24 protein-coding genes are annotated in these 23,392 nt (G+C 63.1%); 6 read left to right on the top strand and 18 right to left on the bottom strand.

Annotation, left to right across the window (positions count from 1 at the left end; all coding sequences use genetic code 11):
- Positions 1-376 precede the first annotated feature (376 nt).
- From AIOL_RS05490 to AIOL_RS05480, 3 genes are read right to left on the bottom strand one after another with little or no spacing between them, the layout of a single operon-like run.
- Entirely contained in the window at positions 377-1,984 is a 1,608-nt protein-coding gene (locus AIOL_RS05490) for a dipeptide ABC transporter ATP-binding protein (RefSeq protein WP_049642062.1), read from the bottom strand.
- On the bottom strand, positions 1,984-2,841 hold the full coding sequence (locus tag AIOL_RS05485; RefSeq protein ID WP_049642061.1) for an ABC transporter permease: 858 nt from the start codon (positions 2,839-2,841) through the stop codon (positions 1,984-1,986). The genes AIOL_RS05490 and AIOL_RS05485 overlap by 1 nt, the downstream gene beginning before the upstream one ends.
- Positions 2,838-3,350: an ABC transporter permease gene (locus tag AIOL_RS05480; protein WP_235438902.1), complete on the bottom strand. Its 513-nt coding sequence runs from the start codon at positions 3,348-3,350 to the stop codon at positions 2,838-2,840. Before AIOL_RS05480 ends, AIOL_RS05485 begins: the two co-directional genes overlap by 4 nt.
- Positions 3,351-3,535: 185 nt before the next feature.
- Between AIOL_RS05480 and AIOL_RS05475 the strand changes: the two genes are divergently transcribed.
- Complete coding sequence (locus tag AIOL_RS05475; RefSeq protein ID WP_049641827.1) at positions 3,536-4,579, top strand: IS110 family transposase; 1,044 nt, start codon at positions 3,536-3,538, stop codon at positions 4,577-4,579.
- 421 nt (positions 4,580-5,000) lie between these two features.
- On the opposite strand, the gene AIOL_RS05470 is transcribed toward AIOL_RS05475, so the two are convergent.
- The 3 genes from AIOL_RS05470 to AIOL_RS05460 form a co-directional block, all read right to left on the bottom strand.
- Positions 5,001-5,489 (bottom strand): ABC transporter permease, encoded by a 489-nt coding sequence (locus AIOL_RS05470; protein WP_049645275.1) that lies wholly within the window; start codon positions 5,487-5,489, stop codon positions 5,001-5,003.
- Positions 5,489-7,090: an ABC transporter substrate-binding protein gene (locus AIOL_RS05465; RefSeq protein WP_049645274.1), complete on the bottom strand. Its 1,602-nt coding sequence runs from the start codon at positions 7,088-7,090 to the stop codon at positions 5,489-5,491. The genes AIOL_RS05470 and AIOL_RS05465 overlap by 1 nt, the downstream gene beginning before the upstream one ends.
- 69 nt (positions 7,091-7,159) lie before the next feature.
- The gene (locus AIOL_RS05460) at positions 7,160-7,492 is read right to left on the bottom strand and encodes an allophanate hydrolase-related protein (protein WP_394298934.1); all 333 of its coding nucleotides are present in this window, start codon (positions 7,490-7,492) and stop codon (positions 7,160-7,162) included.
- Between the two features lie 347 nt (positions 7,493-7,839).
- Between AIOL_RS05460 and AIOL_RS05455 the strand changes: the two genes are divergently transcribed.
- Complete coding sequence (locus AIOL_RS05455) at positions 7,840-8,733, top strand: LysR family transcriptional regulator (protein ID WP_049642059.1); 894 nt, start codon at positions 7,840-7,842, stop codon at positions 8,731-8,733.
- Between the two features lie 183 nt (positions 8,734-8,916).
- On the opposite strand, the gene rplL is transcribed toward AIOL_RS05455, so the two are convergent.
- The 3 genes from rplL to AIOL_RS05440 all read right to left on the bottom strand — a co-directional run bounded on the left by rplL (position 8,917) and on the right by AIOL_RS05440 (position 11,920).
- Complete coding sequence (gene rplL, locus AIOL_RS05450) at positions 8,917-9,300, bottom strand: 50S ribosomal protein L7/L12 (protein ID WP_049642058.1); 384 nt, start codon at positions 9,298-9,300, stop codon at positions 8,917-8,919.
- A gap of 70 nt (positions 9,301-9,370) precedes the next feature.
- Entirely contained in the window at positions 9,371-9,889 is a 519-nt protein-coding gene (gene rplJ, locus AIOL_RS05445) for a 50S ribosomal protein L10 (protein ID WP_049642057.1), read from the bottom strand.
- Between the two features lie 279 nt (positions 9,890-10,168).
- On the bottom strand, positions 10,169-11,920 hold the full coding sequence (locus AIOL_RS05440; protein WP_152912380.1) for a B12-binding domain-containing radical SAM protein: 1,752 nt from the start codon (positions 11,918-11,920) through the stop codon (positions 10,169-10,171).
- 197 nt (positions 11,921-12,117) lie between these two features.
- Between AIOL_RS05440 and AIOL_RS05435 the strand changes: the two genes are divergently transcribed.
- Positions 12,118-12,495 carry a rhodanese-like domain-containing protein gene (locus tag AIOL_RS05435; RefSeq protein ID WP_049642055.1) on the top strand — a complete coding sequence of 126 codons (378 nt, stop codon included), beginning with the start codon at positions 12,118-12,120 and terminating at the stop codon, positions 12,493-12,495.
- A gap of 32 nt (positions 12,496-12,527) precedes the next feature.
- Here AIOL_RS05435 and AIOL_RS05430 read toward each other — a convergent pair whose 3' ends face one another.
- Positions 12,528-13,142, bottom strand: a complete 615-nt coding sequence (locus AIOL_RS05430) for a TetR/AcrR family transcriptional regulator (protein WP_049642054.1) — start codon at positions 13,140-13,142, stop codon at positions 12,528-12,530.
- A gap of 137 nt (positions 13,143-13,279) precedes the next feature.
- Between AIOL_RS05430 and AIOL_RS05425 the strand changes: the two genes are divergently transcribed.
- Positions 13,280-13,720 (top strand): putative quinol monooxygenase, encoded by a 441-nt coding sequence (locus AIOL_RS05425; RefSeq protein ID WP_049642053.1) that lies wholly within the window; start codon positions 13,280-13,282, stop codon positions 13,718-13,720.
- 66 nt (positions 13,721-13,786) lie between these two features.
- On the opposite strand, the gene AIOL_RS05420 is transcribed toward AIOL_RS05425, so the two are convergent.
- Positions 13,787-14,164 (bottom strand): VOC family protein, encoded by a 378-nt coding sequence (locus AIOL_RS05420; protein ID WP_049642052.1) that lies wholly within the window; start codon positions 14,162-14,164, stop codon positions 13,787-13,789.
- 38 nt (positions 14,165-14,202) lie between these two features.
- Here AIOL_RS05420 and AIOL_RS05415 point away from each other — a divergent pair, with 38 nt between their 5' ends.
- Complete coding sequence (locus tag AIOL_RS05415) at positions 14,203-14,745, top strand: winged helix-turn-helix transcriptional regulator (RefSeq protein WP_049642051.1); 543 nt, start codon at positions 14,203-14,205, stop codon at positions 14,743-14,745.
- On the opposite strand, the gene AIOL_RS05410 is transcribed toward AIOL_RS05415, so the two are convergent.
- Genes AIOL_RS05410 through scpA form a run of 3 tightly spaced genes read right to left on the bottom strand, consistent with a single transcriptional unit; the run spans position 14,742 to position 18,001 of the window.
- On the bottom strand, positions 14,742-15,365 hold the full coding sequence (locus AIOL_RS05410) for a VOC family protein (protein WP_049642050.1): 624 nt from the start codon (positions 15,363-15,365) through the stop codon (positions 14,742-14,744). The two genes, AIOL_RS05415 and AIOL_RS05410, sit on opposite strands and share 4 nt — an antisense overlap.
- Positions 15,362-15,856 carry an MAPEG family protein gene (locus tag AIOL_RS05405; RefSeq protein ID WP_049642049.1) on the bottom strand — a complete coding sequence of 165 codons (495 nt, stop codon included), beginning with the start codon at positions 15,854-15,856 and terminating at the stop codon, positions 15,362-15,364. Before AIOL_RS05405 ends, AIOL_RS05410 begins: the two co-directional genes overlap by 4 nt.
- Complete coding sequence (gene scpA, locus AIOL_RS05400) at positions 15,857-18,001, bottom strand: methylmalonyl-CoA mutase (protein WP_049642048.1); 2,145 nt, start codon at positions 17,999-18,001, stop codon at positions 15,857-15,859. It lies immediately after the preceding gene.
- A gap of 99 nt (positions 18,002-18,100) precedes the next feature.
- On the opposite strand from scpA, the gene AIOL_RS05395 reads away from it, so the two are divergent.
- Complete coding sequence (locus tag AIOL_RS05395) at positions 18,101-18,574, top strand: DUF4174 domain-containing protein (RefSeq protein ID WP_049642047.1); 474 nt, start codon at positions 18,101-18,103, stop codon at positions 18,572-18,574.
- 4 nt (positions 18,575-18,578) lie between these two features.
- On the opposite strand, the gene AIOL_RS05390 is transcribed toward AIOL_RS05395, so the two are convergent.
- From AIOL_RS05390 to AIOL_RS05375, 4 genes are all read right to left on the bottom strand, one after another.
- Positions 18,579-20,096 (bottom strand): hypothetical protein, encoded by a 1,518-nt coding sequence (locus tag AIOL_RS05390; protein WP_152912379.1) that lies wholly within the window; start codon positions 20,094-20,096, stop codon positions 18,579-18,581.
- The gene (locus tag AIOL_RS05385; protein WP_049642045.1) at positions 20,093-20,902 is read right to left on the bottom strand and encodes a hypothetical protein; all 810 of its coding nucleotides are present in this window, start codon (positions 20,900-20,902) and stop codon (positions 20,093-20,095) included. Before AIOL_RS05385 ends, AIOL_RS05390 begins: the two co-directional genes overlap by 4 nt.
- Before the next feature lie 4 nt (positions 20,903-20,906).
- Positions 20,907-22,928 (bottom strand): acetyl-CoA carboxylase biotin carboxylase subunit, encoded by a 2,022-nt coding sequence (locus AIOL_RS05380; RefSeq protein WP_049642044.1) that lies wholly within the window; start codon positions 22,926-22,928, stop codon positions 20,907-20,909.
- A gap of 120 nt (positions 22,929-23,048) precedes the next feature.
- Entirely contained in the window at positions 23,049-23,246 is a 198-nt protein-coding gene (locus tag AIOL_RS05375; protein ID WP_049642043.1) for a hypothetical protein, read from the bottom strand.
- Between the last annotated feature and the right edge of the window lie 146 nt (positions 23,247-23,392).

The raw sequence follows: 23,392 nt of genomic DNA, 5'->3' as shown, positions 1-23,392 counted from the left end.
ATGATCTCATGCATCCCCCCTCAGCCCCTCAACAAACCCCAAACCCTCCGCGCGCTCTGTTAACCCCACCAGTTGCCATACGAGGTGCCATACGCAAGGCCGACACTTTGCCGACGCTTTGCCGACGCGGGTTTTCTCAACAAAATAAGGCGTTAACCCACCGATGCGCGGCCCCATCCCCGGAACCGCCGCGCGCAGGATTAACCCCTCGGAAATGCCCGCCGCGCTCCTGGCTCAAGCTGATCTCGACCGGGCTCGGCGCCGAGCTGCAACAGCCAACCTCCGGAGAGTGCGGGGCCGCCCTTGGTGCGGCGCGGCGGCGCATCATCGCAGCCAACGGGGCAACCCCCGAAAGCATCGTCAGCGCTCCAGGCCGTTAGTGTGCAGGACTGGGCATCGCATCCAGCAATTGTTGCGTATAGGCGCTTTGCGGCGATGCAAGGACGTCTCTGGTTGGCCCGATCTCTTCCATTTTGCCGCTTCGCATGACCACCACGTTGTCGCAGAGCATCTGCACCACGGCCAGGTCGTGGCTCACGAACAGATAGGTCAGGCGCAGCCGGTGTCTGAGCTCCGCTAGAAGGTTCAGCACCACCGCCTGGATCGACACGTCCAAGGCCGCGGTGGGTTCATCCAGGATCAGCAGCTGCGGCTCGACCGCCAGCGCGCGCGCGATCCCGACGCGAGCCTTCTGGCCGCCGGACAGCTGGTGTGGCAGGCGGCTGAGAAGCGTGTCTGGAAGGCCGACGAGACCTGCGATCTCTTGCACCCTGTCCCGTCGGGCGCGGCGTCCGATCCCTGCGAGATGGCGCAGCGGCTCTTCGATGCATTGCGCGGCGGTGTGGCGCGGGTTCAGGCTGTCGGTGGCGTCCTGAAACACCATCTGGATCTGGGACCGGCGCGGATCGCTGGCAAATTTCGCGGCGGGGACGTCGAACAAGGATGCCCCCGCGAACTGCACGTCGCCCGTGGTGGCGTCCTGCAAGCGCGCGATGATCGACGAGACCGTTGATTTGCCGGACCCGCTTTCCCCGACCAGCCCCAGGCAGCCGCCCTTGTGCAGATCAAAGCTGACGCCGCGCAGGGCATGGACCGCGCCGGACTTGCCCTCATAGGTCTTGGTGACATCTTGCACCGAGAGCAGCAGCTCGCCCTGCGCAGGCAAAGGCTGGGCCGTGCCGTCAACCACCAGCTCGTGCAGCATTTTCCCCTTGTGGGGTGTCGCCGCCAACAGGCGCTTGGTGTAGGCGTGTGCCGCAGATTTCGTGAGAACGCCCGGCGCGCCCTTTTCGACGATCTCCCCGTCCTTCATGACCACCAGCTGATCGCAATACATGCCCGCAAGCCCAAGGTCATGGGTGATCAAGATCACGCCCATTTGCCGGTCCTGGGCGAGGGCTTGGATCAGGTCCATCACCGTCTTCTGCGTTGTCACGTCCAGCCCCGTGGTGGGCTCATCGGCAATCAGAAGCTGCGGGCGGCAGGCCAGGGCCAGCGCGATCACAACCCGTTGGCACATGCCGCCGGACAGCTCGAACGGATAGGCGTGATACCGGGCCGCGGCGTCCTTGATCTCGACCTCTTGCAGCGCCGCGATCGCCTTGTCGCGCGCATCCTGAGCCGTGGCCTGCGCGTGCTGGCGCAAGACGTCCTCGATCTGGTGCCCGACCTTGCGGACTGGGTTCAGGGCGGCGCGCGGGTTCTGGAAGATCATCGAGATCTCGCGCCCGCGTATGTCGTTCATCGCCGCGTCATCGGCCTGCGCCAGGTCAATGCCGCCATAGCTTAGGCGGCCTGACGCGATCTCGCCGCCCGCGTCCAGGATCCGCAGCATGCTGAAGGCTGTGACGGACTTGCCCGAACCGCTCTCCCCGACGATCCCAAGCGTCTCGCCGCGCGCCAGATCAAGATCAATGCCGCGCACGGCATCGACCGTTCCGTTGCGGGTCTCAAACTGCACGCGGAGGTCTCTGATCTCCAGCATCAGCGCCGCTGCCTCGGGTCGACCATGTCGCGCAGCCCATCGCCCAGTAGGTTGAAGGTGAACACCGCCAGCATCAGCCAGAGCCCGGGGAACACGGCCAGCCACCACTCGCCCGAGATGATGTAATTGGCCCCTTCCGCCACCATGATCCCCCATTCTGGCGTCGGCGGGCGCACGCCCAGCCCGATAAAGCTCAGCCCCGCGGCGTTCAGCACCGCCCACCCCATGTTCAACGAGACCTGCACCATCATCGGCGGCAGCGCGTTGGGAAAGATGTGCAGCGCCACGACGCGCAGATCGGAATTGCCCGCCAGCTTGGCGGCTTGCACGAAACCGGCCTCGCGCCGGATGTTGACCTCTGCCCGCACCACCCGGGCGTAGAACGGCGTGTTGATAACAGCCGTCGCATAGATCACGTTCTCGACGGTGTTACCAAGTGCTGCCACGATCCCCATGGCCAGCACGAAGAGCGGGAACGCCATGATCATATCTAGACCACGGCTGATGATGGAATCGAACCACCCGCCCCAATAACCGGCGACGCAGCCAAGGATGGAACCGGCGACAAAGGATAGCGCCACCGCCCCGATGGAGATCACCATATCCAACCGCGTCGCGACGACGACGCGGCTAAAGACGTCGCGGCCCAGATGGTCCGTGCCGAACCAGTGGCTCGCGTTCGGCGGTTGCAGGATCTTGTCGCTTGAGGCGAGCGGATCGTAGGGCACAAGCGACGGGCCGAAGACCGCACAAAAGACAAGCGCGGCCAGCATGCCAAACGCGATCATCGTGACCGGGTTTTGACGCAGGACGTAGCCCACATGGCCGATGAAGGATTGCTGTTCCGCGGTGCTCATCCGGCTTCAAACCCGATGCGCGGATCAATCACGGCGTAGAGCAGATCGATGATCAGGTTCAACGCGACGAAGAGCAATGCCATCGCCAGGACAAAGCCCTGCACCGCGGCGTAGTCTGACGCGACCAGGGCGTCGACCGCGTAGGATCCGATGCCCGGCCAGGCAAAGACCTTCTCGACAAGGACATTCGCGCCCAGGGCAAAGGAGAACACCATGCCCAAGGTGGTCACGACCGGCAGCAACGCATTGCGCAGCGCGTAGCCAACCAGGATCTTGCGCGGCGCCAGCCCGGCGGCGCGGGCGGTGCGAATGAAGTCGGACGACAGGGCCTGCAGCATCGCCGCGCGTGTCATGCGCGCAATGGGGGCCAAGGTGAAGATCGCCATGGTGGCGGCGGGCAGGACCAGCTGCTTGGCCGCGCCGCCAAAGGTCTCCCAATCGCCAGCAAGCGCCGCGTCGATCAGGTAGAATCCGGTGATCCGTTCTGGCTCGATATACAGAAAACCCAATCGGCCAAGCGGTGACGGCGCGATATCCAGAAGATACCGTAATGGGCCTCGGCGCGAATCTCGGTCGTTACGCTTGAAGCGGTGTCGCAGAGAGGGTGTCGTTGCCCTTTGATACGCATGATGCGTGTCTACGAGGTCTTGCCAGATGGCGCGCCTCAATTCCAAAGAATAGAAAGGACAACGACATGGATATCTTTATCGGACTGGACGTCTCTCTGGCAAGCACGGCTGTTTGCGTGCTCGGTGATCGCGGCAAGATCCTGAAGGAAACTGACGTCGCCAGCGAGCCGGAAGTGTTGGTCAGCTTCCTCAAGGCCTTGCCCTGCGAGATTACCGGGATTGGCCTGGAAGCGGGTCCACTGTCCCAATGGCTTCACAAGGGGCTGACCGAGGCCGGGCTACCCGCGATCCTGATGGAAACGCGGCAAGTGAAGGCGGCGCTGAAAGCAAGCCCGATCAAGACGGATCGGCGGGATGCACAGGGGATCGCGCATCTCCTGCAGATGGGTTGGTTCAGCGCCGTGCACTGCAAGTCGGTTCCTGCTCAGGAAACACGCGTGTTGCTGACGGCGCGCAAGGCGATCCAGAAGGTACTGATCCAGTTGGAACTGTCGGTGCGGGGCGTGTTGCGCAACTTTGGCCTGAAGATGGGACCCGTCTCGAAAGGTCGCTATGACCAGCGGGTCAGGGACCTGGCGGCGGGCAATACTGTGCTGAAAGCGGCTATTGAGCCGATCCTGCGTGCCCGCGCAGAGCTGCGAAGGGAACTTGCGGGGTTCGAGAAGATGGTGCGCGATCAGGCGAAGATCGATCCGATCTGTCGCCTGCTGATGACCATGCCCGGTGTGGGTGCCGTCGTTGCGCTGACGGTGAAGGCCGCGATCGATGATCCCACACGCTTCAAACGATCTCGTGATGTTGGCCCCTGGGTCGGGCTGACGCCGGGGCGGGATGAATCCGGCGAGCGGTCCATTGTGGGCGCGATCACCAAGGTCGGAGACGCAGGTCTCCGGGCGGCGCTCTACCAGGCGGCCAACGTGATGCTGCATCATGGCGGCCCGAACTGGCTCAAGTCCTGGGCGCTGCGCCTTGCCGAGCGTCGTGGGAAGAGACGTGCCACCGTGGCGCTGGCCCGTCGCATCGGCGTGGTGCTGCACCGGATGTGGGTGGATGGAACCGGGTTCCGCTTCACCCGTGACGAGGCGATGGCGCTCCGGCAGAACGCCTGAGCGCCCCGCATCCATGATTGAAATGTTTTCAGCACAAGGAGCGTTCGGCCGCACCTGACGGTGCCGGCCCACCAGTGTCCCAGCCGGGACGCGGTCCCCGATGATGTACGCAAGCTGCCATCTGCCGACCCGTTCCAGGGTTGAGCGCGCCCTGAAGATCGACACTCGGGAGCCGAACCGGACAAGGTATGAAGTTGGCAGCCATTGCGCTGACCACGGACGGAAGCACGAGCCCGGCGCAGACACATCACGGTGAGCAGGCATGCCGACAGGCGAGGCCAACAACACTGGCATATTCCCCATCGCCACAGCACAATCACTCCGCTGTGAACCTCACTGCGCCTGGCAGGCACCCCGGAAACCTTCGTCGGTTCCCGGGTTTTTGAGGGTGAAAACGCTGTCCTTGACATCAACTGGCCCATTACGGAAGGTAGTAGAATATATAGATCAACAGGATGCCGGTGAAGAAGGTCGGCAAGGACACTCCGGCCGTCACGGCGACGCGGCACAGGTGGTCGCGCCACGAGCCCGGCTTGGTCGCGGCCATGACGCCAAGGGGGATCGCTATGGCACAGGACAGGATCAGCGACAGCAAGGTCAGTTCAAGCGATGCCGGCAGGCGCCGCGCCAGATCGGACAGCACCGGCTGGCCGGTGGACAGGCTGTTGCCCCAGTCGCCGCGCAGCAGGTCGCTGACATAGATCAGGAATTGCTGCGGCAGGGGCTTGTCCAGCCCCAGCGCCTCGCGCACTTGCTGGATCGAAGCCTCATCCGCCGCGTCGCCCGCGAAATAGACCGCCGGGTCACCGGGCAGCGCGCGGGTCAGGACAAAGGTAATGATGACCACCCCGATGATAACCGGGATGGCCTGAGCCAAGCGCGCAGCGATGATCCTGGCGCGAGGTGACATTACGCTGGCTTGATTGGACGCACGTCCAATTGCCGATGGAACCAGAACTCGTAATCCGTGGCCCCGTTCAAGGCGACGTTCAGCGCAGGTTGCCAAAGCGGGATGCGCGGCAGGTCCTCCAGCGCGATTTCAAGCATGCGCTTCACGTTCGGCTCATAGTCGGGATGGTCGACCTCCATCGGCAGGGTGACATCCACCAGCGCCTCGATCTCTTCGTTGTGGTAGTTGGACGAGTTGAACAGGTGCCCGTGCTTATAGGCCCAGAAGAAGTAGTAGTCGGGCGTATCAAGCCAACCGCCGAAGCCCTCAAGGTGGAAGGCCAGCCGTTTCTCCACCAGCGAGGCCGTGCGCCAATCCGCTCCGGGGATCTTGTCAATCGTGACGGTGATCCCGATCTTGCCAAGGCTTTCCTGGATCAACAGCGCCGTCGGCTCCATCCAGTCAAGCTGGTTCAGGCTGATCGAGAACGGCACTTCAAAGCCGTCCGGGAACCCCGATTTGGCAAGGTGCTCTTTGGCTTTGTCGAGGTCTTCCACATAGCCGGTCTTGCGCGGCCAGGCGATGTCCCCGCGCTCGGTCTCTTCCCCCCAAAGCGGGGCGCCACGGCCATAGGCGGCGGTCTGAAAGATCGCCTCATAGGGGATGGCATAGGCCACGGCCTTGCGCACGTCGGCGTCCTGGAACGGCTCGAATTTGGTGTTCAGGCCGATGCAGTTGATGCAATTGGCGATCGGGGTCGAATTGACCTCCATCAGCTCCGACAGCTCCAAAGCGTCCTTGCTGGGGATGTTGAACGACACCTGCGCGTCGCCCCGTTCGATCACCGCGCGGCGGGTCGCCGCCGAGGGCACTTCGCGGATCACCACCCGCTTATAGGCGGGCAGCGGGCCGCTGGCCCAATCGTCATTGCGCTCGTAGATCAACTGCTCGCCCGGCGTCCAGCGGGCCACCTTAAAGGCGCCTGACCCGATTGTGTTGAGGTGCAGATACTCCGTGGCCCACGGGTCCTCCTCGGTCGCATTCGCCATCGCAAGTTTCGAGTTGATGACAAAGGGGATCGGCACGGCAAGGTCGGGAATGGCCAGTTTCGAGGGCGCATCCAGATTGATCTGAAAGGTCTTCTCGTCAATCGCGGCAAACTGGTCGGGCCGCACAAAGCCGCCCGCCTTCATCTGAACCGCGGGGAAACCGCCAAGCGACACCGCCCGGTCAAAGGACCATTTCACGTCGGCGGCGGTGACCGGGCTGCCATCCTGGAACGTGGCGTCGCGCAGGTTGAAGGTCAGAACCAGGCCGTCCTCAGAGACGCTCCAGCTTTCGGCCAGTTCGGGCTCGACCTTGGAATAGTCAAACTCCAGCCCGCCACCGGTTGAGGGCTTGGTGCCAAAGGACACCAGCCGATCATAGCAGTTGATCGCCACCTGATAGCTGGGCCGGTTCGTGCCGGTGCGGTGCAAATCCAGGCTGTTGATGGTCTGACCGTTCACGGCCACCAATACATCGCTGCTTTGCGCTTGGGCGGGCATGGCCCGCAGGAATGGCAAACTCGCAGCGGTCACGACACCGGCTTGTAACAGTCTTCTTCTCGAAATCTCAGTCATTTTGGTCTCCATGTTGTGTCACGCATCGCCGCGTATCTTCGGTGGGCGCATACGGCGCGCGCTCTTACTTCAGGTCGTCTCGGCCAAGTACTTTCGCCAATCTGCAATGTGGGTGATGTCCTTGGCGCCTTCGCATGCGATGGCCTCACAGACGAAACCCTGAACCGCCGTCCCGTCCGCCAAAGTGATGGTGCCAATGCCCAAAGGAGCCGGGATGGTTTTCATGAACCCGCCAAAACCCGTGACCGGCATGTCCCACAGCTCGACCGTGATCGCCCCGCCCGCGCCTTGCGTCGTGCGCAACATTCCGGGACGCGGCACTTGCCCCACGGTCAGGGCGTGGAACGTGTAATCCGGGGCGCAGGCGTCTTGGCGCACAAAGGTCGCTCCGCGATCCGTCAGGCTGTGCGGGCGCCGGGACGGCGATGCCGCACATATCCATCAGGTTCACAAAGTTGGTGTCGGTGCCCAGCATGTTGTTGGGGCCCATCGGGTCCGCGACCTCTGCGATCCTGGCGTAGACCTGCTCGACGATATGCGCTGGATCCACGCCATCCGAGTAGGCCTTGCGCAAGGCTGACAGAGTGAGTGGAATTCCGGCGCTCATGCCATTTTATCCATCGTTTTCCAGAACATCGCCGATTCCTGTGCTTCACATCGACAGCTTCGTTGCGCAAGGCATTGGAAACAAATGCTAATAATTCACAAAACCGGTGCAAAAAACGCACCGCTTAGGATCGAGATCGGCAATGCGATATCTGAAGGACTTTGAATTCATCGAAGGCGTGATCCGCGCGGGGTCGATCCGCAAGGCGGCGGAGGACATGCATATCACGGCCTCGGCCTTGAACCGGCGGATCAATCGGTTTGAGGACGAGTTCGGGTACGAGATCTTCGAGCGCCTTCCGCGCGGCATGCGGTTGAACCCGGCGGGCGAGCTGCTGCTGCACCATATCCGGTCGCAGCGCTCAGACTTTGCGCGATTGAAGTCCCAGGTATCGGACCTGTCCGGTGTGCGGCGCGGGCATGTCTCCATCGCGTGCTCGCAGGCTTTGTTGCCATTTTTCCTGCCGCAGGTGATTGCGCGGTACCGCCATAACCATCCGGGGGTGACATTCACCGTCAACAACCGCGATCGCGTCGCCGCGGAACGCGAGCTGTCCGAGTTTGCAAGCGACATCGCCTTGGTGTTCGAGCCGCGCACAATGGTCGACTTCGAGATCGTCTATACCATGGCGCAACCGATCTGCGCCGTGATGCTGGCCAGCCACCCCCTCGCCGGGCGGGAAACGATCCGCCTGCGCGACGCCTTGCGCTATCCTCATGTGGCCCCGTCTGAGAAATACGCGGTGCGCGTCCTGCTGGAGACCGCCGCGCGGCGCACAACCTCTGACAAGGTGAATCCGGTCATTGAATCCGACAGCTTCGACTTCATGTGCCACTACAGCGAATGGGAGCACATGATCAGCTTTCAGTTCCCCATTGGGCTGAACATGGCGCGCACGCCGGATTTGGTCGCAATACCCCTGGCAAAGCAGGACGTCGCGCCGGGTAATCTGCTGCTGGGCCAACAGCGGGGCCGCACGCTGCCGGTCGCCTCGGCCCGATTCATGCGAGAGCTGATGGCAACGTTACAGGAATAAGTAAGGGCGGCTATGCGCATGCCAGTCGCAAGGACGACGGCATCAAAAGGCCATCTTCCGGTTATCCGGAAGTGCACAATGCGGACAGATGCAATTGCATCCCGAAAGGGAGCAAAACCCGCATTACAGACAAAAAAGGCCGGGCGCTGGGGCCCGGCCTTCTTGTTCCAACCAAAAGTTGGATTACTTGAGCTCGACCTCGGCGCCAGCTGCTTCCAGCTTGCCTTTGATCTCCTCGGCTTCGTCCTTGGAGCAGGCCTCTTTGACGGCCTTGCCGCCGGCCTCGACCAGGTCTTTCGCCTCTTTCAGGCCCAGACCGGTGATCGCGCGGACCTCCTTGATGACGTTGATCTTGGAGGCGCCAGCGGCCTTCAGGATCACGTCGAACTCGGTCTGCTCTTCTTCAGCGGCGCCACCGGCGTCGCCACCGGCCGGGCCGGCCATCATCACAGCGCCGCCGGCGGCGGGCTCGATGCCGTACTCGTCCTTGAGGATGGTTTTCAGCTCTTGTGCCTCGAGCAGGGTCAGACCCACGATCTCTTCGGCAAGTTTCTTCAGATCAGCCATTTTTCAGTTTCCGTTCCTAAGATGTGTTCCAACGTGCGGGCTTGTCCCCCACGCAGGTATCCGGTTTGCCTTAAGCCGCCTCGGCCTTCTCCTCGATGGAGGAGAGGATCGAAGCGATGTTCGAAGCAGGTGCGCCAATGGCCCCGGCGATGTTCGAAGCGGGTGCGCCGATGCAGCCGACGATGGAGGCAATAAGCTCCTCGCGCGACGGCATATCGGACACTGCTTTGACACCGGCGCGGTCCAGCGCCGTCTCACCCATAGCGCCGCCCAGGATCTCAAGCTTCTTGTTATCCTTGGCGTAGGCTTCCATGACCTTGGCCGCAGCCACTGGGTCTTCGGAATAGGCGAGTACGGTCATGCCCGTCAGAAGGTCAGCGATAACGGCGTTATCTTTGCCTTCAAGGGCGATCTTGGCGAGCCTGTTCTTGGCGACGCGTACAGATCCGCCGGCTTCGCGCATGCGACCCCGGAGATCTTGCATCTCGGCAACCGTGAGACCTGCGTAGTGGGCTACGACCACAACGCCAGAGCTCTCGAAGATCTGGCCGAGTTCGTCGACCACTTTCTCTTTTTGGGCTCTATCCACAGTTTCACTCCATTATGGGCGGGTTGCCCCGCCCGGCTCAGTTTTGCCGGCTCAAGCCAGCGGTTGGGTCCGTATTACGGGACCGCAAACCGCCCGCGAGCGCATGCCCTCGGCCAATCTGGAGTGATCCCGTCTCGGGCAGGAATTAGCGGGGATTTTGCCCCAACCCACCGTCTTGGACGAATACGGCTAGACGAAAAGAATCGAGCAAGCCGAGCCCGCTGAATAGTCGGAAAGTTTCCGCCTGCCAAGACTGAAATGTGGGATTGTGACCTTGCGCTACGCCGAATCCAGCATTGGAACTTCGCCCGCACCGGATTTCGCCGCGTTTTGCACCTTGCTGCGGCGTATGGCCCCCCTGGCCCCGGCCGTTTCCGTTAAAAGCGACAGCTCATCAATATCGCTGGTTCTTGGCGGCGTTGTAGAGACATCGCGATAGGTTCGTTTATCGGGCCGCGCATGGATGCGTTTGTGCATTCTGTGCGCCTTCCAATAGCCTAGAGCGTAGCGCAGAAGCTTGGTGATCGTCTCAAAGGCGTGAACCGGGTAAAAGATCAGCGGGTTGACCAGTGGCAGCCCGGGACGGCGATCGCGCCGATACTTGCGACGCAGCACGCCGCCCTCCAGCGGGTGGACGCCTTCGATCTGATAGGACATGAAGAACTCGTAAACCTCGTCGACATTCACGCCCTTAACTGGCTGCGCCACGGCGCGTCTGCCGATTGTTTCGATGTGTTCATCCGTGAAGAACGCCGCCCAAGCCGCCCGATAGGTATCTTCCCATTCGTCATCTGACATCGTTGGGTGATGCGTCACGCGATGGAACAGATCGTATTTGTTCATGTCCGGGTCCATCCAGACCCCGCCTTCGGCAAGTTTCTTGTGATCCGCGGACCCCGGTAGTGGCGTTAGATAGAAGAACTCCAGCACATCCAACGGAAGCTCGCGCTTGATGATCTCAACGTCACGCAGCACGCTGTCCTTTGTGTCGCCGGGGAAGCCGATGATGTACCCCGCATAGAGAGCCGCCCCATATTGCCGCCATTCCTGCATCATAAGCCGGTATTCGGTGATCTTGTTCTGCCGCTTATTTGCAGCCAAGAGGTTCTCTGGGTTGATGTTCTCAAGCCCCATGAACACGCGCGTCACGCCAGCCTTGCAGGCCTTTTCAATGAAACCGTCGATCCTGTGGCACAGCATATCGACCTGCACAAACAGTTCGACCCCAAGCCCCTCTTTGCGCAACTCGATCAGCCGGTCGAAAAACTCCTCCCAACGTTTGTTGCGCGCCAGGTCATCATCCGTCACGAAAAACTTGTGAATGCCCTGCGCGGCATTTTTGCGCACGATTGCCTCTAGGTCGTCAGCAGAGCGGAACCGGCTTTTGCGCCCCTGCACGTTTATGATCGTGCAGAATGAGCATTGGTAGGGGCAGCCGCGTCCTAGATCGAAGCTAGAGAAGTCATTTTGAACCCGCCCGATTAGTTTGAGGTCCAGGAAGGGATGCGGCTGAAGCTCCAGGCTGGGCAGATCGTTCATGTGGTTGTAGATCGGCTTCAGCTGCCCATTGTCAGCATCGCGCAGAACCTGCCCCAGGCGCCCCTCTTCCGCCTCGCCAGCGAAAAGCGTGATGCCCATGTCTTTCGCGGCTTGGATATCTGGCGGCAGCGTTTTCAGCATCGCCAGACAGCCAGAAACGTGAAACCCACCGATGGCGACCATAAATCCGGCATCCAGGAATTGTTTCGCCAAGTCGATGGCGCGGGGGAATTGGTTCGACTGAACCCCCGCGAAGGCCACCAAAACCTTAGAGCCGTCGTCTTGGAATTGGCTTATGATCCTGTCAGGCCGGATCCGCGCATTCGTCTCGTCAAACACATGCGGGCGGATTTCAACGTCGGCCCCCAGAACTTCGCCGGAGATGCAATCTTCGGCCAATCCGTTCAGCGCAGCGAGCGTGTTTGATGGGATGATCGAGCGCAGCCATTGGATCGGATAGCCGTCATCATCGTAATGCGTCGGCTTGATCATAACCAAATTGAATATGCGTCTCGCTTTCTCATTCATTGAGCTAACTCCCAAACAATCCTACGCATTATAGCCTCAATCTCAATCCTGATCCAAAGACGACCACATCATCATCTTCTTGAAGTTACCCGCCAAGGTAGTAGCATAGCGGTCTTAGCCTCAATCCACCAAATTTAACACCTGCTTTCGGAGCCTGCGCCATGAAAACCGCCAAGGACTATCTCGACGAAGCCGACGCCGTTGTGCCCAAGATCTCCGTTGACGAGGCCGTCTCCAAGCACGCCGCGGGCGGCACCGTCTTTGTGGATGTGCGCGACAGCGGCCAGATCGCCGAGACCGGCACCATCGCGGGCGCCAAGCGCATCAGCCGCGGGATGATCGAGTTCGCCGCCGACCCCGCCACGCCCTTCCACGAGCCCAGCCTGACCCATGACGCCGATATCGTGCTGGTCTGCGGCAAGGGCGGCCAGGCGGCGCTGGCCGGTAAGACGCTGAAGGATATGGGGTATCAGAACGTGGCCAATGTCGGCGGCTTCCCCGATTGGAAGGCCGGCGGCGGGCCCTCCGAGGACGGCTAAGCCGCGCCGCTGGGGCCGCCCCGCGTCCCGGCCTACCAGTCTTCGATGATCGTGTAGGCCGCCGCGGTGAACCCGGTCATCTCTGCCTCATCCGCGCCGGTGCGCGCGGACATGGCGTAGCCAAGCAGGAACCCCAGAAGCATCTCGGTGCGCGCCTCGGTCAGCTCTGCGCCGGGATTGGCGTGCGCCGTCGCCGCTTCGATGACAATGCGCAACGCCGCCCGGATGCGGGTACGATAGATGCGCGCGACGTTGCTAACCGCCGCGTCCGAGGTGCCCAGTTCGGTCGTGGTGTTCACCGCCAGGCAACCCGCCCGCCCAAAGGCGAACACCGCCTCTAGGAACGCGCGCAGCGCGCCCTTGCCCGCCGCGCCGCTGGCCTCCGCCATCTGCGCGAACCCCTCCATCCGGGTCTCGACATAGCGGTCCAGGATGCGGCGGAAGAGGTCCTTTTTGGAGCCGAAGCTATTGTAAAGGCTGGATTTGTTCAGCCCGGAGGCCTTTAGGATATCGGCCATCGAGGTGGCCTCGTATCCCTTCTCCCAGAAGAGAGCGGTCAATGCGTCCAGGACCGTCTCTTCGTCGAACTTCCTGGGGCGCCCGCGTCCCGGCGCGTCAGAAGCTTCGGCTGTTTCGATGGTGCTCATGGCCCTGATCTAGCACATCCATTTTATAATTGGAACACTTGGTCCAAATTATTTCTTGACAATATTGAACCAATCGGTCCATTAAAGATGCACAGACGCAATCGAACCCCAAATCGCTTCACCCAAGGAGACTTCCAATGACCATCACGCAAAAAGCCAAGACCCTTGCCGCCGCAACCGCCCTTGCCCTGACCGGCGCTGCCGCCACCGCCGGCTCCACCGAGATCGACCTGACCTATGTTTGGACCGCCAAGCCCGGCATGGAACAGCAGCTGATCGCCACCTACGACCAGGTCGGCGGCGTGCTGGAGGCCAACGAACCCGGGCTGCTGGTCTACGAGATCGCCGTGTCGGAGACCGGCCACCAGCTGGTGATCCGCGAGGTGTTCGAGGACGGCCAGGCGCTCGGCTACCACCTTTCCGAGACGGCCGCGAAGTTCTTCCCACAGATCAGCCAGATCGCCACGCCGGGCCCGTTCATCTTCCGCGGCGACGTGCCGGAGGAGCTTAAGCAAGCCGCCTATGCGATGGATATGGGCGCGATCTTCACCGGCGATTGGGACGGCTTCAGCCGCTGATCGCAGCAGATCAAGGTCGCGAGTGGCGGGCCAGGCGCCCGCCATTTCGCTGTTGTTTCAACGGGTTCAGCCGTTCTGCGTGAGATCCTCGGCAAGCATCAGCGCGTTACCATCGGGGTCATAAAAGCTCGCCGTCTTGACCATGCCGTCGATGACCATGGTCTCGCCGTCGAACCGCACGCCCTCGGCCTCAAGCGCCCCGCGCGCCGCATCAATGTCGCCCACGCCGAACACCGGCACACTATTGCCGGGGCTGGGCTCGGCCTGCTCGCCAAGGCCCAGGGTGACGCCGTCGGTCATGGTGGAAAGCTCGCTCCAGCCGACCGAGTCGGCGTGATAAAGAAGCTTAAACCCCAACATCTTATCGTACCATTCGGCGCTCTTGTGGCGATCCGTCACCGACACGGCCAGTGTGATCGTGTTGCGCAATTCCGCTACGGGCATTCTTGCCTCCAATACTGGAAATATATATACTATACTTTATGGACGTAACTGACGTTGTCAAGCTCACATCCCGCGCCTGGTCGCTAGAGATCCTGCGGCTGATGCATGACGGCGTGCCGGGTCGCCAGGCACAGCTCTTGGCCGCTTCTGGCGCCGGGCGCACCGCCTTCGCGCAGAGCCTGCGCCACCTCGTGGAGCTTGGGCATCTGGAGCGTAATCCGGGTCACGGCCACCCCCTGCGGCCGGAATACCGACTGACCGAACAGGGCGCGCAGATGGCCGCGCTCTCGCGGTCCATTGACGCGGCGCTTGGGGCCGAGGCCCAGGCGCCCCTGCTGCGGCGGGCCTGGACCGTGCCGGTCCTGACCGTCAGCCGGCAGCCCAAATTCTTTTCTGAAATCAAGGGCCTCCTGCCGCCGATCACTGACCGGGCGCTGTCGCAGACGCTGCAAGCCTTAGAGCAAACCCAATGGCTGCTCCGCGACACGCGAGCCGAGATGCGCCCGCCCCGCCCGGTCTACCGCGCCCAGAATACCGGCGCGCGGATTGCCGAGGCCGTGCAACAGGCATTGGCCGCCTAGAGCAGTTCCCGCACCCCGTTCGGGGTCTCAATCTCGGCGCGAAAGGCCAGCTCAGGTCCCTGGTGGATATGCGCGCTCAGCCCGCCGCCGAAACGATCCAGCGCCTCGCGAAGCGCCTCGGCCTGCGGGTGCTGCACCTCCCAGCGCCGCAGACGGCAGCCCACATCCGGCAGCCGCGTCGTGGGGTGCGGGGTATCGCCCCAGCCGATCAGCCCCGGAAAGCCGCCTCCAAACGGCAGCTTGCCATCCGCGGCCATCAGGATCTCCCATGTAAGGTCGCCCCGGCTCAGCGTGGTCAGCGCGCCAAAGGCGTCAGGGGCATCGCCGCTGACCGCGGCCAGATCCTGGCCCTGCACCACCCAGTTCGTCAGCCGTGGCGGGCCCGCGAAATTGTCCAGATCGAACCAGCGCGGCTGATCGGGCGGGGCGGCGTCCGGATCGGGCGCGATCACCTCAAAATAGCAATCCCCGAAGGATAACAGGCGGTTATGCGTGCCCATATCGGGGTGCTTGCCGCCGGGGGCCAGCGTCACGCCCAGCACCTGCTCGACATGGGCCACGCCCTCGTCCAGGTCCAGGGCAGAGACCACGAAATGGTCCAACGAAAGGGTCTGCGTCATGGGAATATCCACCATAGGACCGCCCAGATCAGGATCAGGACGGAGGGGTAAAAGGTTGCCGCGAAGCCGAAGGCCCGAAGCGGCGGCGAGATGTGGTAGCCGATCCAGAACAGCACCCGCGCGACGGCGAAGCCGAAGCCGAGCATCACCAGCACCCCCGGCCCATCGGTGACGATCAGATGCGTCGCCCCCGGCCAGATGAGCAGCGCCAGGACGAGCTGTTCCAGGGTGTTCTGCGCCACGCGGCGGTCGATCTCTGCCGCGCCGGTGGGCGCCTGGCCGTCGATCAGCGCGTCGTCGAACATCCGCCGCGCTGCCATGCGCGCGATCATCAGCGCATAGACCGCCCCCGGCGGCAGAAACGCCCATAAAACAACGGATTGGAAGCTGAAGACGGGGATGTTCACATAGGCGCTGCCGATCCAGATCAACGCCACGGCCCAGGCGAGTCCCGCCGCCATGCCCGCGATTATCAGCCCCCTCTTGGCCATCTACTCCGCCGCCGCCGGGCTGCGCGCCTCGCCGATCAGCCGCAGGATGTCCTGCGCCGCGGCGGGGATGTTCGTGCCAGGACCAAAGATCGCCTTCACCCCCGCGGCCTTGAGGAAGTCATAATCCTGCTGCGGGATCACCCCGCCGCAGATCACGATGATATCGCCCGCGCCTTGCGCCTGCAACGCCTCGATCAGCTTGGGCGCGAGGGTCTTGTGCCCCGCCGCCTGGCTGGAGATGCCCACCACATGCACGTCGTTGTCGATGGCGTCCTGGGCGGCCTCTTCTGGGGTCTGGAACAGCGGGCCGACATCGACGTCGAACCCGATATCCGCGAAGGCCGTGGCGATCACCTTGGCGCCGCGATCATGCCCGTCCTGGCCCATCTTGACCACCAGCATGCGTGGGCGACGGCCCTCGTTTTCGGCAAACGTTTCAACGTCTTGCTGGATCGCGGCAAAGCCCTCATCGCCCTCATAGGCCGCGCCATAGACGCCCGCCAGGGTCTTTACCTCGGCGCGGTGCCGCCCGAATGCCTTCTCCATCGCCATGCTGATCTCTCCCACCGTGGCGCGGGCGCGGGCTGCGTCCACCGCCAGGGCCAAAAGGTTGCCATTGCCGTCTGCCGCGCCGCGCTCCAGCGACGTCAGCGCCGCCGCGCAGGCCTCTGCATCGCGGGTTGCCTTGATGCGCTCCAGGCGCGCGACCTGCGCCCCGCGGACCTGCTCATTGTCGATGTCGCGCACGTCCACAGCGTCCTGGGTGTCAGAGCGGAACTTGTTGACGCCCACGATCACCTCGTCGCCGCGATCCACCGCGGCCTGGCGGCGCGCGGCGGCCTCCTCGATGCGCAGCTTGGGCATGCCGCTGGCCACGGCCTTGGTCATGCCGCCCATCTCGTCGATCTCTTGGATGATCTCCCAGGCGGCATCGGCAAGGTCAGATGTCAGCTTTTCAACATAATAAGAGCCCGCCAGCGGGTCTACGACATTGGTCACCCCGGTCTCGTTCTGCAGGATCAATTGTGTGTTCCGTGCAATTCGGCTGGAGAATTCCGTCGGCAAAGCAATGGCTTCATCGAAGGAATTCGTGTGCAGAGATTGGGTTCCTCCAAGTACGGCGCTCATCGCCTCGTAGGCGGTGCGCACGATGTTGTTGTAGGGGTCCTGTTCCTGAAGTGAAACTCCAGAGGTCTGGCAATGGGTGCGCAGCATCAACGAACCGGGCTTTTGCGGATTAAACTCCGACATGATCCGGTGCCATAGGAAGCGCGCCGCGCGCAACTTGGCCGCCTCCATGAAGAAGTTCATGCCAATGGCGAAAAAGAAGCTGAGCCGCCCGGCGAACTTGTCCACGTCCATACCGCGCTCGACCGCGGCGCGCACGTATTCCTTGCCGTCCGCCAGGGTGAAGGCCAGCTCTTGCACCAGGTTCGCGCCCGCCTCCTGCATGTGGTAGCCCGAGATCGAGATCGAGTTGAACTTGGGCATCTCATTGCTGGTGTATTCGATGATGTCCGACACGATCCGCATGCTTGGCTCGGGCGGGTAGATATAGGTGTTGCGGACCATGAACTCCTTGAGGATGTCGTTCTGGATGGTCCCCGACAGGGCCGCGCGGTCGACGCCCTGCTCCTCGCCCGCCACGATGAACGAGGCCAAGACCGGGATCACCGCGCCGTTCATCGTCATCGAGACCGAGATCTCGCCCAGCGGGATCCCGTCGAACAGGATCTTCATGTCCTCAACGCTATCAATCGCCACGCCGGCCTTGCCGACATCGCCCAGCACGCGCTCGTGGTCGCTGTCATAGCCGCGATGGGTGGCCAGGTCGAAGGCGACCGAGACGCCCTGCTGCCCGCCCGCAAGCGCCTGGCGGTAAAAGGCATTCGATTCCTCGGCCGTCGAGAAGCCCGCATATTGCCGGATCGTCCAGGGGCGGCCGGCATACATGGTCGAGCGCGGCCCGCGCGTGAACGGCGCCTCGCCGGGCATCGCGCCCATATGGGCCAGCCCTTCGGCATCCGCCGCGGTATAGACCGGCTGCACCGCGATCCCCTCGGGCGTCTCCCAGGTCAGGTCCTCCAGCGCGCGGCCCCGCAGCTCCTTCTCGGCGCGGGCCTCCCAGGCGGCTTTGTCAGTCATGGCATAATCCTCTTATGTGGCCGGCGCGCACAAGGAATTGCGCAGCAACCGGCGGGATAGGTCTTCGAATTTCGGATCGCGGGCCCTATATCTAGGCGCATGAACCAGTTTATCATATTCGCGCTCGTCGCGCTCCTGGCTGCCCCAGCGGTGGCGCAGGATGAAGACACCGCCGCCCCCGCCTCTGCCGAGGTAGAGGTCGCGGAAGGTATTGGGCCTTTGGACGCCGCGGATGTGACCCTGGAAGAGTTCCTATGGATCAACCGCCCCGTGGTGGTCTTTGCGGACACGCCCGCCGACCCGCGCTTCCAAGAGCAGGTGGAGCTGCTTCTGGCGCGCACCGCCGATCTGGTCGAACGCGACGTGGTGATCATCACGGACACCGATCCGGCGGCGCGCTCGGATATCCGCACCAAGCTGCGCCCGCGCGGCTTCCAGCTGGCGCTGATCGGCAAGGATGGCGGGGTAAAGCTGCGCAAGCCCTCGCCCTGGGACGTGCGCGAGCTTTCCCGCGTGATCGACAAAATGCCCCTGCGGCAGCGCGAGATGCGCGAGCGGTTGAATTCGCAATAGCCGCTCACGGCGACACCCCTTCTGCAAAGCGCCAGACCGCGCCCTCTGGCAGGCCCTCGGCCCAGGCGGCGATCTTGGCCACATAGGGCGCCGGGTCCTGTGGCCCGGTGACATAGAACGACACCTTTGTGCCGCCCAGGTAATAGGCGGGCCCGGTCGCCGTCAGATCGCCCAGGCGCTGCCAGTCCTCGCCCAGCCCGCCGGGGAACCACGTCTCGTAGATCATTGCGAACTTCACATCACGCGCGTCAGTGAGCCCGTCCACCCAGCCCGGCTTGAGGCGGCGCAGTCGCGTCTCGCGCGCCTCGTGATTGGCAAGCCCCCACAGGTCGAGCACATAGTCGGGGTTCTGCCAGGCAACCTTGCCCAGGTCGTTCACCGCCACCGGCTCGGCCAGATGCTCCTTGGCGAAGCGCGCCATTTGGCCCTGCTGGAGGAACACCGCGCGAGGCGTGTCGGGGTAGAGCTTTAGCGTGCGCGGGGCGTAAACCGACCCGGCGTAAAGAATTGGGATCACGACTAGAATTTGCAAACGCCGCTCATGCGCCGCCGCCGCTAAAAGCCCCGCCGCCACCGCGCCCAGAATATAGACCTCGTAGCGGTCCATCCAGCCGAAGCGGCCCAGGAACACATGCGCGACAGCCGCCACGAGCACCGCCAGGACCAGCGGACGCCGCCCCTTGCCCACGGCCAGAACCAGCACGCCCACCAGCACCGTCGCGTTGGCGCTGCTGATCAAGGCTTCCGCCTTTTCTAGAAAGTAGCCCGCCAGCCCGGACGCCTCATGCGGCAGCGCTATCTTGGAGGTCACCGAGCTTGGGACCGGGTCCAGCCCGAGCCGCGTCAGACCGACCGCGAAGAGGACCGTCGGCAGAAAGCCCAGCACAAGCAGCGTCGTCGCGGGCCGCAGGCGCCGGTAGGACAGCACGACCAGCACCGCCATCCCCGCCAGTGCCAGCCCCTCGGGCCGCAGCAAGGGCGAGAGCAACACGCTGAACATCAGCAAGCGCCCCACATCGCCCCGGTCCACGAACCGCAACAGCCCCGCCACGATCCCCAGGCTGGCGGCAAGGTGCAGGCTGTGCTCCATCCCGGTGAAAGCCACGCCGACGAAATGCAGCGCCAGCGGCCCGAGTACTGCAAATAGCAACCCCGATGGGCTTGTCCCGTAACCCGCTTGGCTAAGGATGCGCCCCCACAAAAGCGCCGAAAGCACCAACCCGATTCCGTTCCAAACAAACGGCAGATAGCGATGCCACTCGGTGTCGGCGAAGGGCATAAGGAGCACCGGGAACAGCGGAGACGAAGCCGCCGCCGCATACTCCCCCGCGTTCACCCCATAGCCGCCCGCGCGCATCTGCTCGGCCATGGCGAGGTGGATATAGGGGTCGTCCAGCGGGTACTCAAAATTCCCGCCCGCCGTCAGAAACGCGGTGTCCTGCAGGGCCAGGAAGGCCAGCAGCGCCACGAAGGCGGCGAGGAACGGCAGCACTGCCGTTGGGGGGGCAATTTCTTTGTTCATTTCTCTTCGTCCAACCAAGTCACGTCGCCGCGGCAGCGCATTTCGGCAATGTCGGATTTGTACTGCGCCTCTAATGCCTGTCGCTGTACCGTCGAGAAGACGGCGCCCAGCGATGCCAATGGCTTGGATGCGTTAAGGCGCTTATCAACGAGTTGAATGATGTCCTGCGGCAAACTCGCAAGGCGCGCGCAGATCTGGCGCAGCGCTCCGCCCAGCCGTTCTTGCTGCCAAAGCATGATCTCGGCGCCGGGCCAGACGCCGCGCACCACATCTATCAACGCCCCCCAGCCGCTGTTCTGCTCGAGGATCGCCGCGCCGTCAGGGCACGGCGTCTCGCCGCCGCTGCGCGCGTAAAGATAGGCGTAGCTGGACTGCCAGAAGGCGGCATAATCCCGCAACCCAATGGCGATGCGGCTTGGCGCGGGCTGGAACAGGCGCAGATGCGCCAAGAGGCGCGCGCGCGCCTTGGGATAGGCCCGCGCTGTCTGCAGATTTCGCCCCATGCTGCCCAGGATGTTCTCCTCGGACACGAACAAGTGCCTTGTCCCCGCCTTGACCTCGGCCGCTACGGCGTCGCGCAGCGCGCCCTCTGCCAGGCCCGCGGCCACGGCGGCGTCCTTGTCCCTAAGCTGCCCCCTGCCATCGAAATGGCGCGCGTATTCCGAGAACCCCTCCATCCGGCGCAGGCGCCCGGGCTGCCAGACGCGCAACCCAGCCTGAGGCGACGCAAGCGCCGTCTTGGCCAGGCATTTGTCGATCAGCGTAGAGGCAGACCGATGCACGCCGAGATGCAGGGTAAGGTGCATGGGTCTATTCGAACTCCATGATCACATCATCAACGGCCAGGCTGTCGCCGGCACCGGCGTTGATCTTGGACACGACCGACCTCTTTTCGGCGCGCAGGATGTTCTCCATCTTCATCGCCTCGATGGTGCACAGAGCCTGGCCCTCTTGCACCTCCTGGCCCACCTCGACATCCACTTTGACGATCAGGCCGGGCATTGGGCAGAGCAGCATCTTAGAGGTGTCAGGCGGCAGCTTTTCGGGCATCAACGCGGCCAGCTCGGCCTGGCGTGGGGGGCGCACATGCACCTTCAGCTCGGCGCCCCTTGTGCGCAGGCGGAACCCGCCTGGCAGCTTGCCCACCTTGAGAACCAGCGGCGCGCCGTCCACCATCAGCACCGCAAGCGGCTGGCCCGGGGTCCAGTCGCTCTCGACGCGGTGGTTGGAGCCGTCATCAAAGCTTACCGTGGCGCCTTCGTGGTCGGCGTCAATGGTGACGGTGAAGCTCTCGCCTTGCAGCGTCACCACCCAGTCGGTGCCCACGCGGCGCTCATGGTTGTCCATGCGGCCAGAGACGCGGGTGCGCCGTATCTCGGCCACGCGGTTCATCGCGGCGGCGGCGGCGGCGATGCGCGCCAATGCGCCGCGCTCTAGCGTGACCCCCTCGAACCCGTCGGGGTATTCCTCTTCGATGAAGGCCGTGGTCATGTCGCCAGAGATGAATTTTGGGTGGTCATAGACCGCGCTGAGGAAGGGCAGGTTGTGACCGATGCCCTCGACCTCGAACCGGTCCAGCGCCAGCCGCATCTCTTCGATGGCCTCGGCCCGGTCCGCGCCCCAGGTGCAGAGCTTGGCGATCATTGGGTCGTAATACATGCTGATCTCGCCGCCCTCATAGACGCCGGTGTCGTTGCGCACGACCGGCGCGCTCGGCGTCACGCCGGGGCTGTAGCTTTCGGTCTCGGCGGGCGGGCGATAGCGCGTGAGCCGCCCGATGGAGGGCAGGAAGCCGCGATAGGGATCCTCGGCATAGAGCCGCGATTCCATGGCCCAGCCGTGAAGCTTCACGTCGCTTTGCGCCATCGACAGCTTTTCGTCATTCGCCACGCGGATCATCTGCTCGACCAGATCGACGCCGGTGATCAGCTCGGTCACCGGGTGTTCCACCTGCAGGCGGGTGTTCATCTCGAGGAAGTAAAAGTTCCGGTCGCCATCGACGATGAACTCCACCGTACCCGCGCTGGCGTAATCCACCGCCTGCGCCAGGGCCACGGCCTGCTCGCCCATCGCCTTGCGGGTCGCCTCGTCCAGGAACGGGCTGGGTGCCTCTTCGATGACTTTCTGGTTGCGCCGCTGGATCGAGCATTCCCGTTCGCCCAGATAGATCCCGTTGCCATGCTTGTCGCAAAGCACCTGGATCTCGATATGGCGCGGCTGGGTGACGAATTTCTCGATAAAGATGCGGTCGTCGCCAAAGCTGCTGGCGGCCTCGTTCTTGGAGGACTGGAAGCCCTCGCGCGCCTCCTCGTCGGTCCAGGCGATTCGCATGCCCTTGCCGCCGCCCCCGGCGCTGGCCTTGATCATCACCGGATAGCCGATCTCGTTAGAGATCTTCACCGCCTCATCGGCGTCCGCAATCAGGCCCATATAGCCCGGCACGGTCGAGACATTGGCGTCCTGAGCTATCTTCTTTGAAGTAATCTTGTCGCCCATCGCCTCGATCGCGCCCTTGGGCGGGCCAATGAAGGCCACGCCCGCGGCTTCAAGCGCCTCGGCGAACTTGGCGTTCTCCGACAAAAAGCCATAGCCGGGATGCACCGCCTCGGCGCCGGTCTCTTTGACCGCGGCCATGACCTTGTCGATCACGATATAGCTTTGGTTCGCGGGCGGCGGGCCGATATGCACCGCCTCGTCGGCCATCTGCACATGCAGCGCCTGCTTGTCTGCGTCCGAGTAGATGGCCACAGTCTTGATGCCCATCTTTCGGGCGGTCTTAATCACCCGGCAGGCGATCTCTCCGCGGTTGGCGATCAGGATTTTCTTGAACATTTTTAACCCCTTCCGGTTCGTAGGGCCGGGGTTTCCCCAACGGCGAAAAGCCGCCCCGGCGCGTGGCCTGGGCGGCTCTCATAAGCGATGCCGGTCGCCCGGCATGTGTTTGTGTTTAGATCAGCAGCGCTCGGGGAACTGTTTGCAGAACGCCACGTTGGCCGCAGCGCCCAGGACGCCCCCGACCACGGGGTTGCCGTCCAGCAGAACCGCCGCGCCGGCGCCGGCGCCAGCGCCAAAAAGAGACTGCTCGCCGAAGGTATCGCCGCAGCCCGCCAGGGCCGTGAGTCCAATAAACGCAAGAATTTTGATCCGCATGCCTCTGTTCCTTCTTTTTCTTTACTTGTGGTTGCAGCTACGGCCTTTTGCAGCGTTTGCGCAACCCAAGGCATAAAAAGGGCGGCTGAATCGGCAATTAGCCGCGTAAAGCTCGTGTCGATAAGCCTAAGGGAAAATTCTGGTCT

This window comes from Candidatus Rhodobacter oscarellae (assembly GCF_001078595.1).
Classification (GTDB): Bacteria; Pseudomonadota; Alphaproteobacteria; order Rhodobacterales; family Rhodobacteraceae; genus Rhodobacter_B; species Rhodobacter_B oscarellae.
Note: the sequence above shows the minus strand (reverse complement) of the source record. Positions and strands in the feature narration are given on the sequence as shown.

Coding starts and splice junctions, on each gene's coding strand:
- AIOL_RS05490 (WP_049642062.1), bottom strand. CDS start 1,984: ATGCTGGAGATCAGAGACCTCCGCGTGCAGTTTGAGACCCGCAACGGA.
- AIOL_RS05485 (WP_049642061.1), bottom strand. CDS start 2,841: ATGAGCACCGCGGAACAGCAATCCTTCATCGGCCATGTGGGCTACGTC.
- AIOL_RS05475 (WP_049641827.1), top strand. CDS start 3,536: ATGGATATCTTTATCGGACTGGACGTCTCTCTGGCAAGCACGGCTGTT.
- AIOL_RS05470 (WP_049645275.1), bottom strand. CDS start 5,489: ATGTCACCTCGCGCCAGGATCATCGCTGCGCGCTTGGCTCAGGCCATC.
- AIOL_RS05465 (WP_049645274.1), bottom strand. CDS start 7,090: ATGACTGAGATTTCGAGAAGAAGACTGTTACAAGCCGGTGTCGTGACC.
- AIOL_RS05455 (WP_049642059.1), top strand. CDS start 7,840: ATGCGATATCTGAAGGACTTTGAATTCATCGAAGGCGTGATCCGCGCG.
- rplL (WP_049642058.1), bottom strand. CDS start 9,300: ATGGCTGATCTGAAGAAACTTGCCGAAGAGATCGTGGGTCTGACCCTG.
- AIOL_RS05440 (WP_152912380.1), bottom strand. CDS start 11,920: ATGATCAAGCCGACGCATTACGATGATGACGGCTATCCGATCCAATGG.
- AIOL_RS05435 (WP_049642055.1), top strand. CDS start 12,118: ATGAAAACCGCCAAGGACTATCTCGACGAAGCCGACGCCGTTGTGCCC.
- AIOL_RS05430 (WP_049642054.1), bottom strand. CDS start 13,142: ATGAGCACCATCGAAACAGCCGAAGCTTCTGACGCGCCGGGACGCGGG.
- AIOL_RS05425 (WP_049642053.1), top strand. CDS start 13,280: ATGACCATCACGCAAAAAGCCAAGACCCTTGCCGCCGCAACCGCCCTT.
- AIOL_RS05420 (WP_049642052.1), bottom strand. CDS start 14,164: ATGCCCGTAGCGGAATTGCGCAACACGATCACACTGGCCGTGTCGGTG.
- AIOL_RS05415 (WP_049642051.1), top strand. CDS start 14,203: ATGGACGTAACTGACGTTGTCAAGCTCACATCCCGCGCCTGGTCGCTA.
- AIOL_RS05410 (WP_049642050.1), bottom strand. CDS start 15,365: ATGACGCAGACCCTTTCGTTGGACCATTTCGTGGTCTCTGCCCTGGAC.
- AIOL_RS05405 (WP_049642049.1), bottom strand. CDS start 15,856: ATGGCCAAGAGGGGGCTGATAATCGCGGGCATGGCGGCGGGACTCGCC.
- scpA (WP_049642048.1), bottom strand. CDS start 18,001: ATGACTGACAAAGCCGCCTGGGAGGCCCGCGCCGAGAAGGAGCTGCGG.
- AIOL_RS05395 (WP_049642047.1), top strand. CDS start 18,101: ATGAACCAGTTTATCATATTCGCGCTCGTCGCGCTCCTGGCTGCCCCA.
- AIOL_RS05390 (WP_152912379.1), bottom strand. CDS start 20,096: ATGAACAAAGAAATTGCCCCCCCAACGGCAGTGCTGCCGTTCCTCGCC.
- AIOL_RS05385 (WP_049642045.1), bottom strand. CDS start 20,902: ATGCACCTTACCCTGCATCTCGGCGTGCATCGGTCTGCCTCTACGCTG.
- AIOL_RS05380 (WP_049642044.1), bottom strand. CDS start 22,928: ATGTTCAAGAAAATCCTGATCGCCAACCGCGGAGAGATCGCCTGCCGG.
- AIOL_RS05375 (WP_049642043.1), bottom strand. CDS start 23,246: ATGCGGATCAAAATTCTTGCGTTTATTGGACTCACGGCCCTGGCGGGC.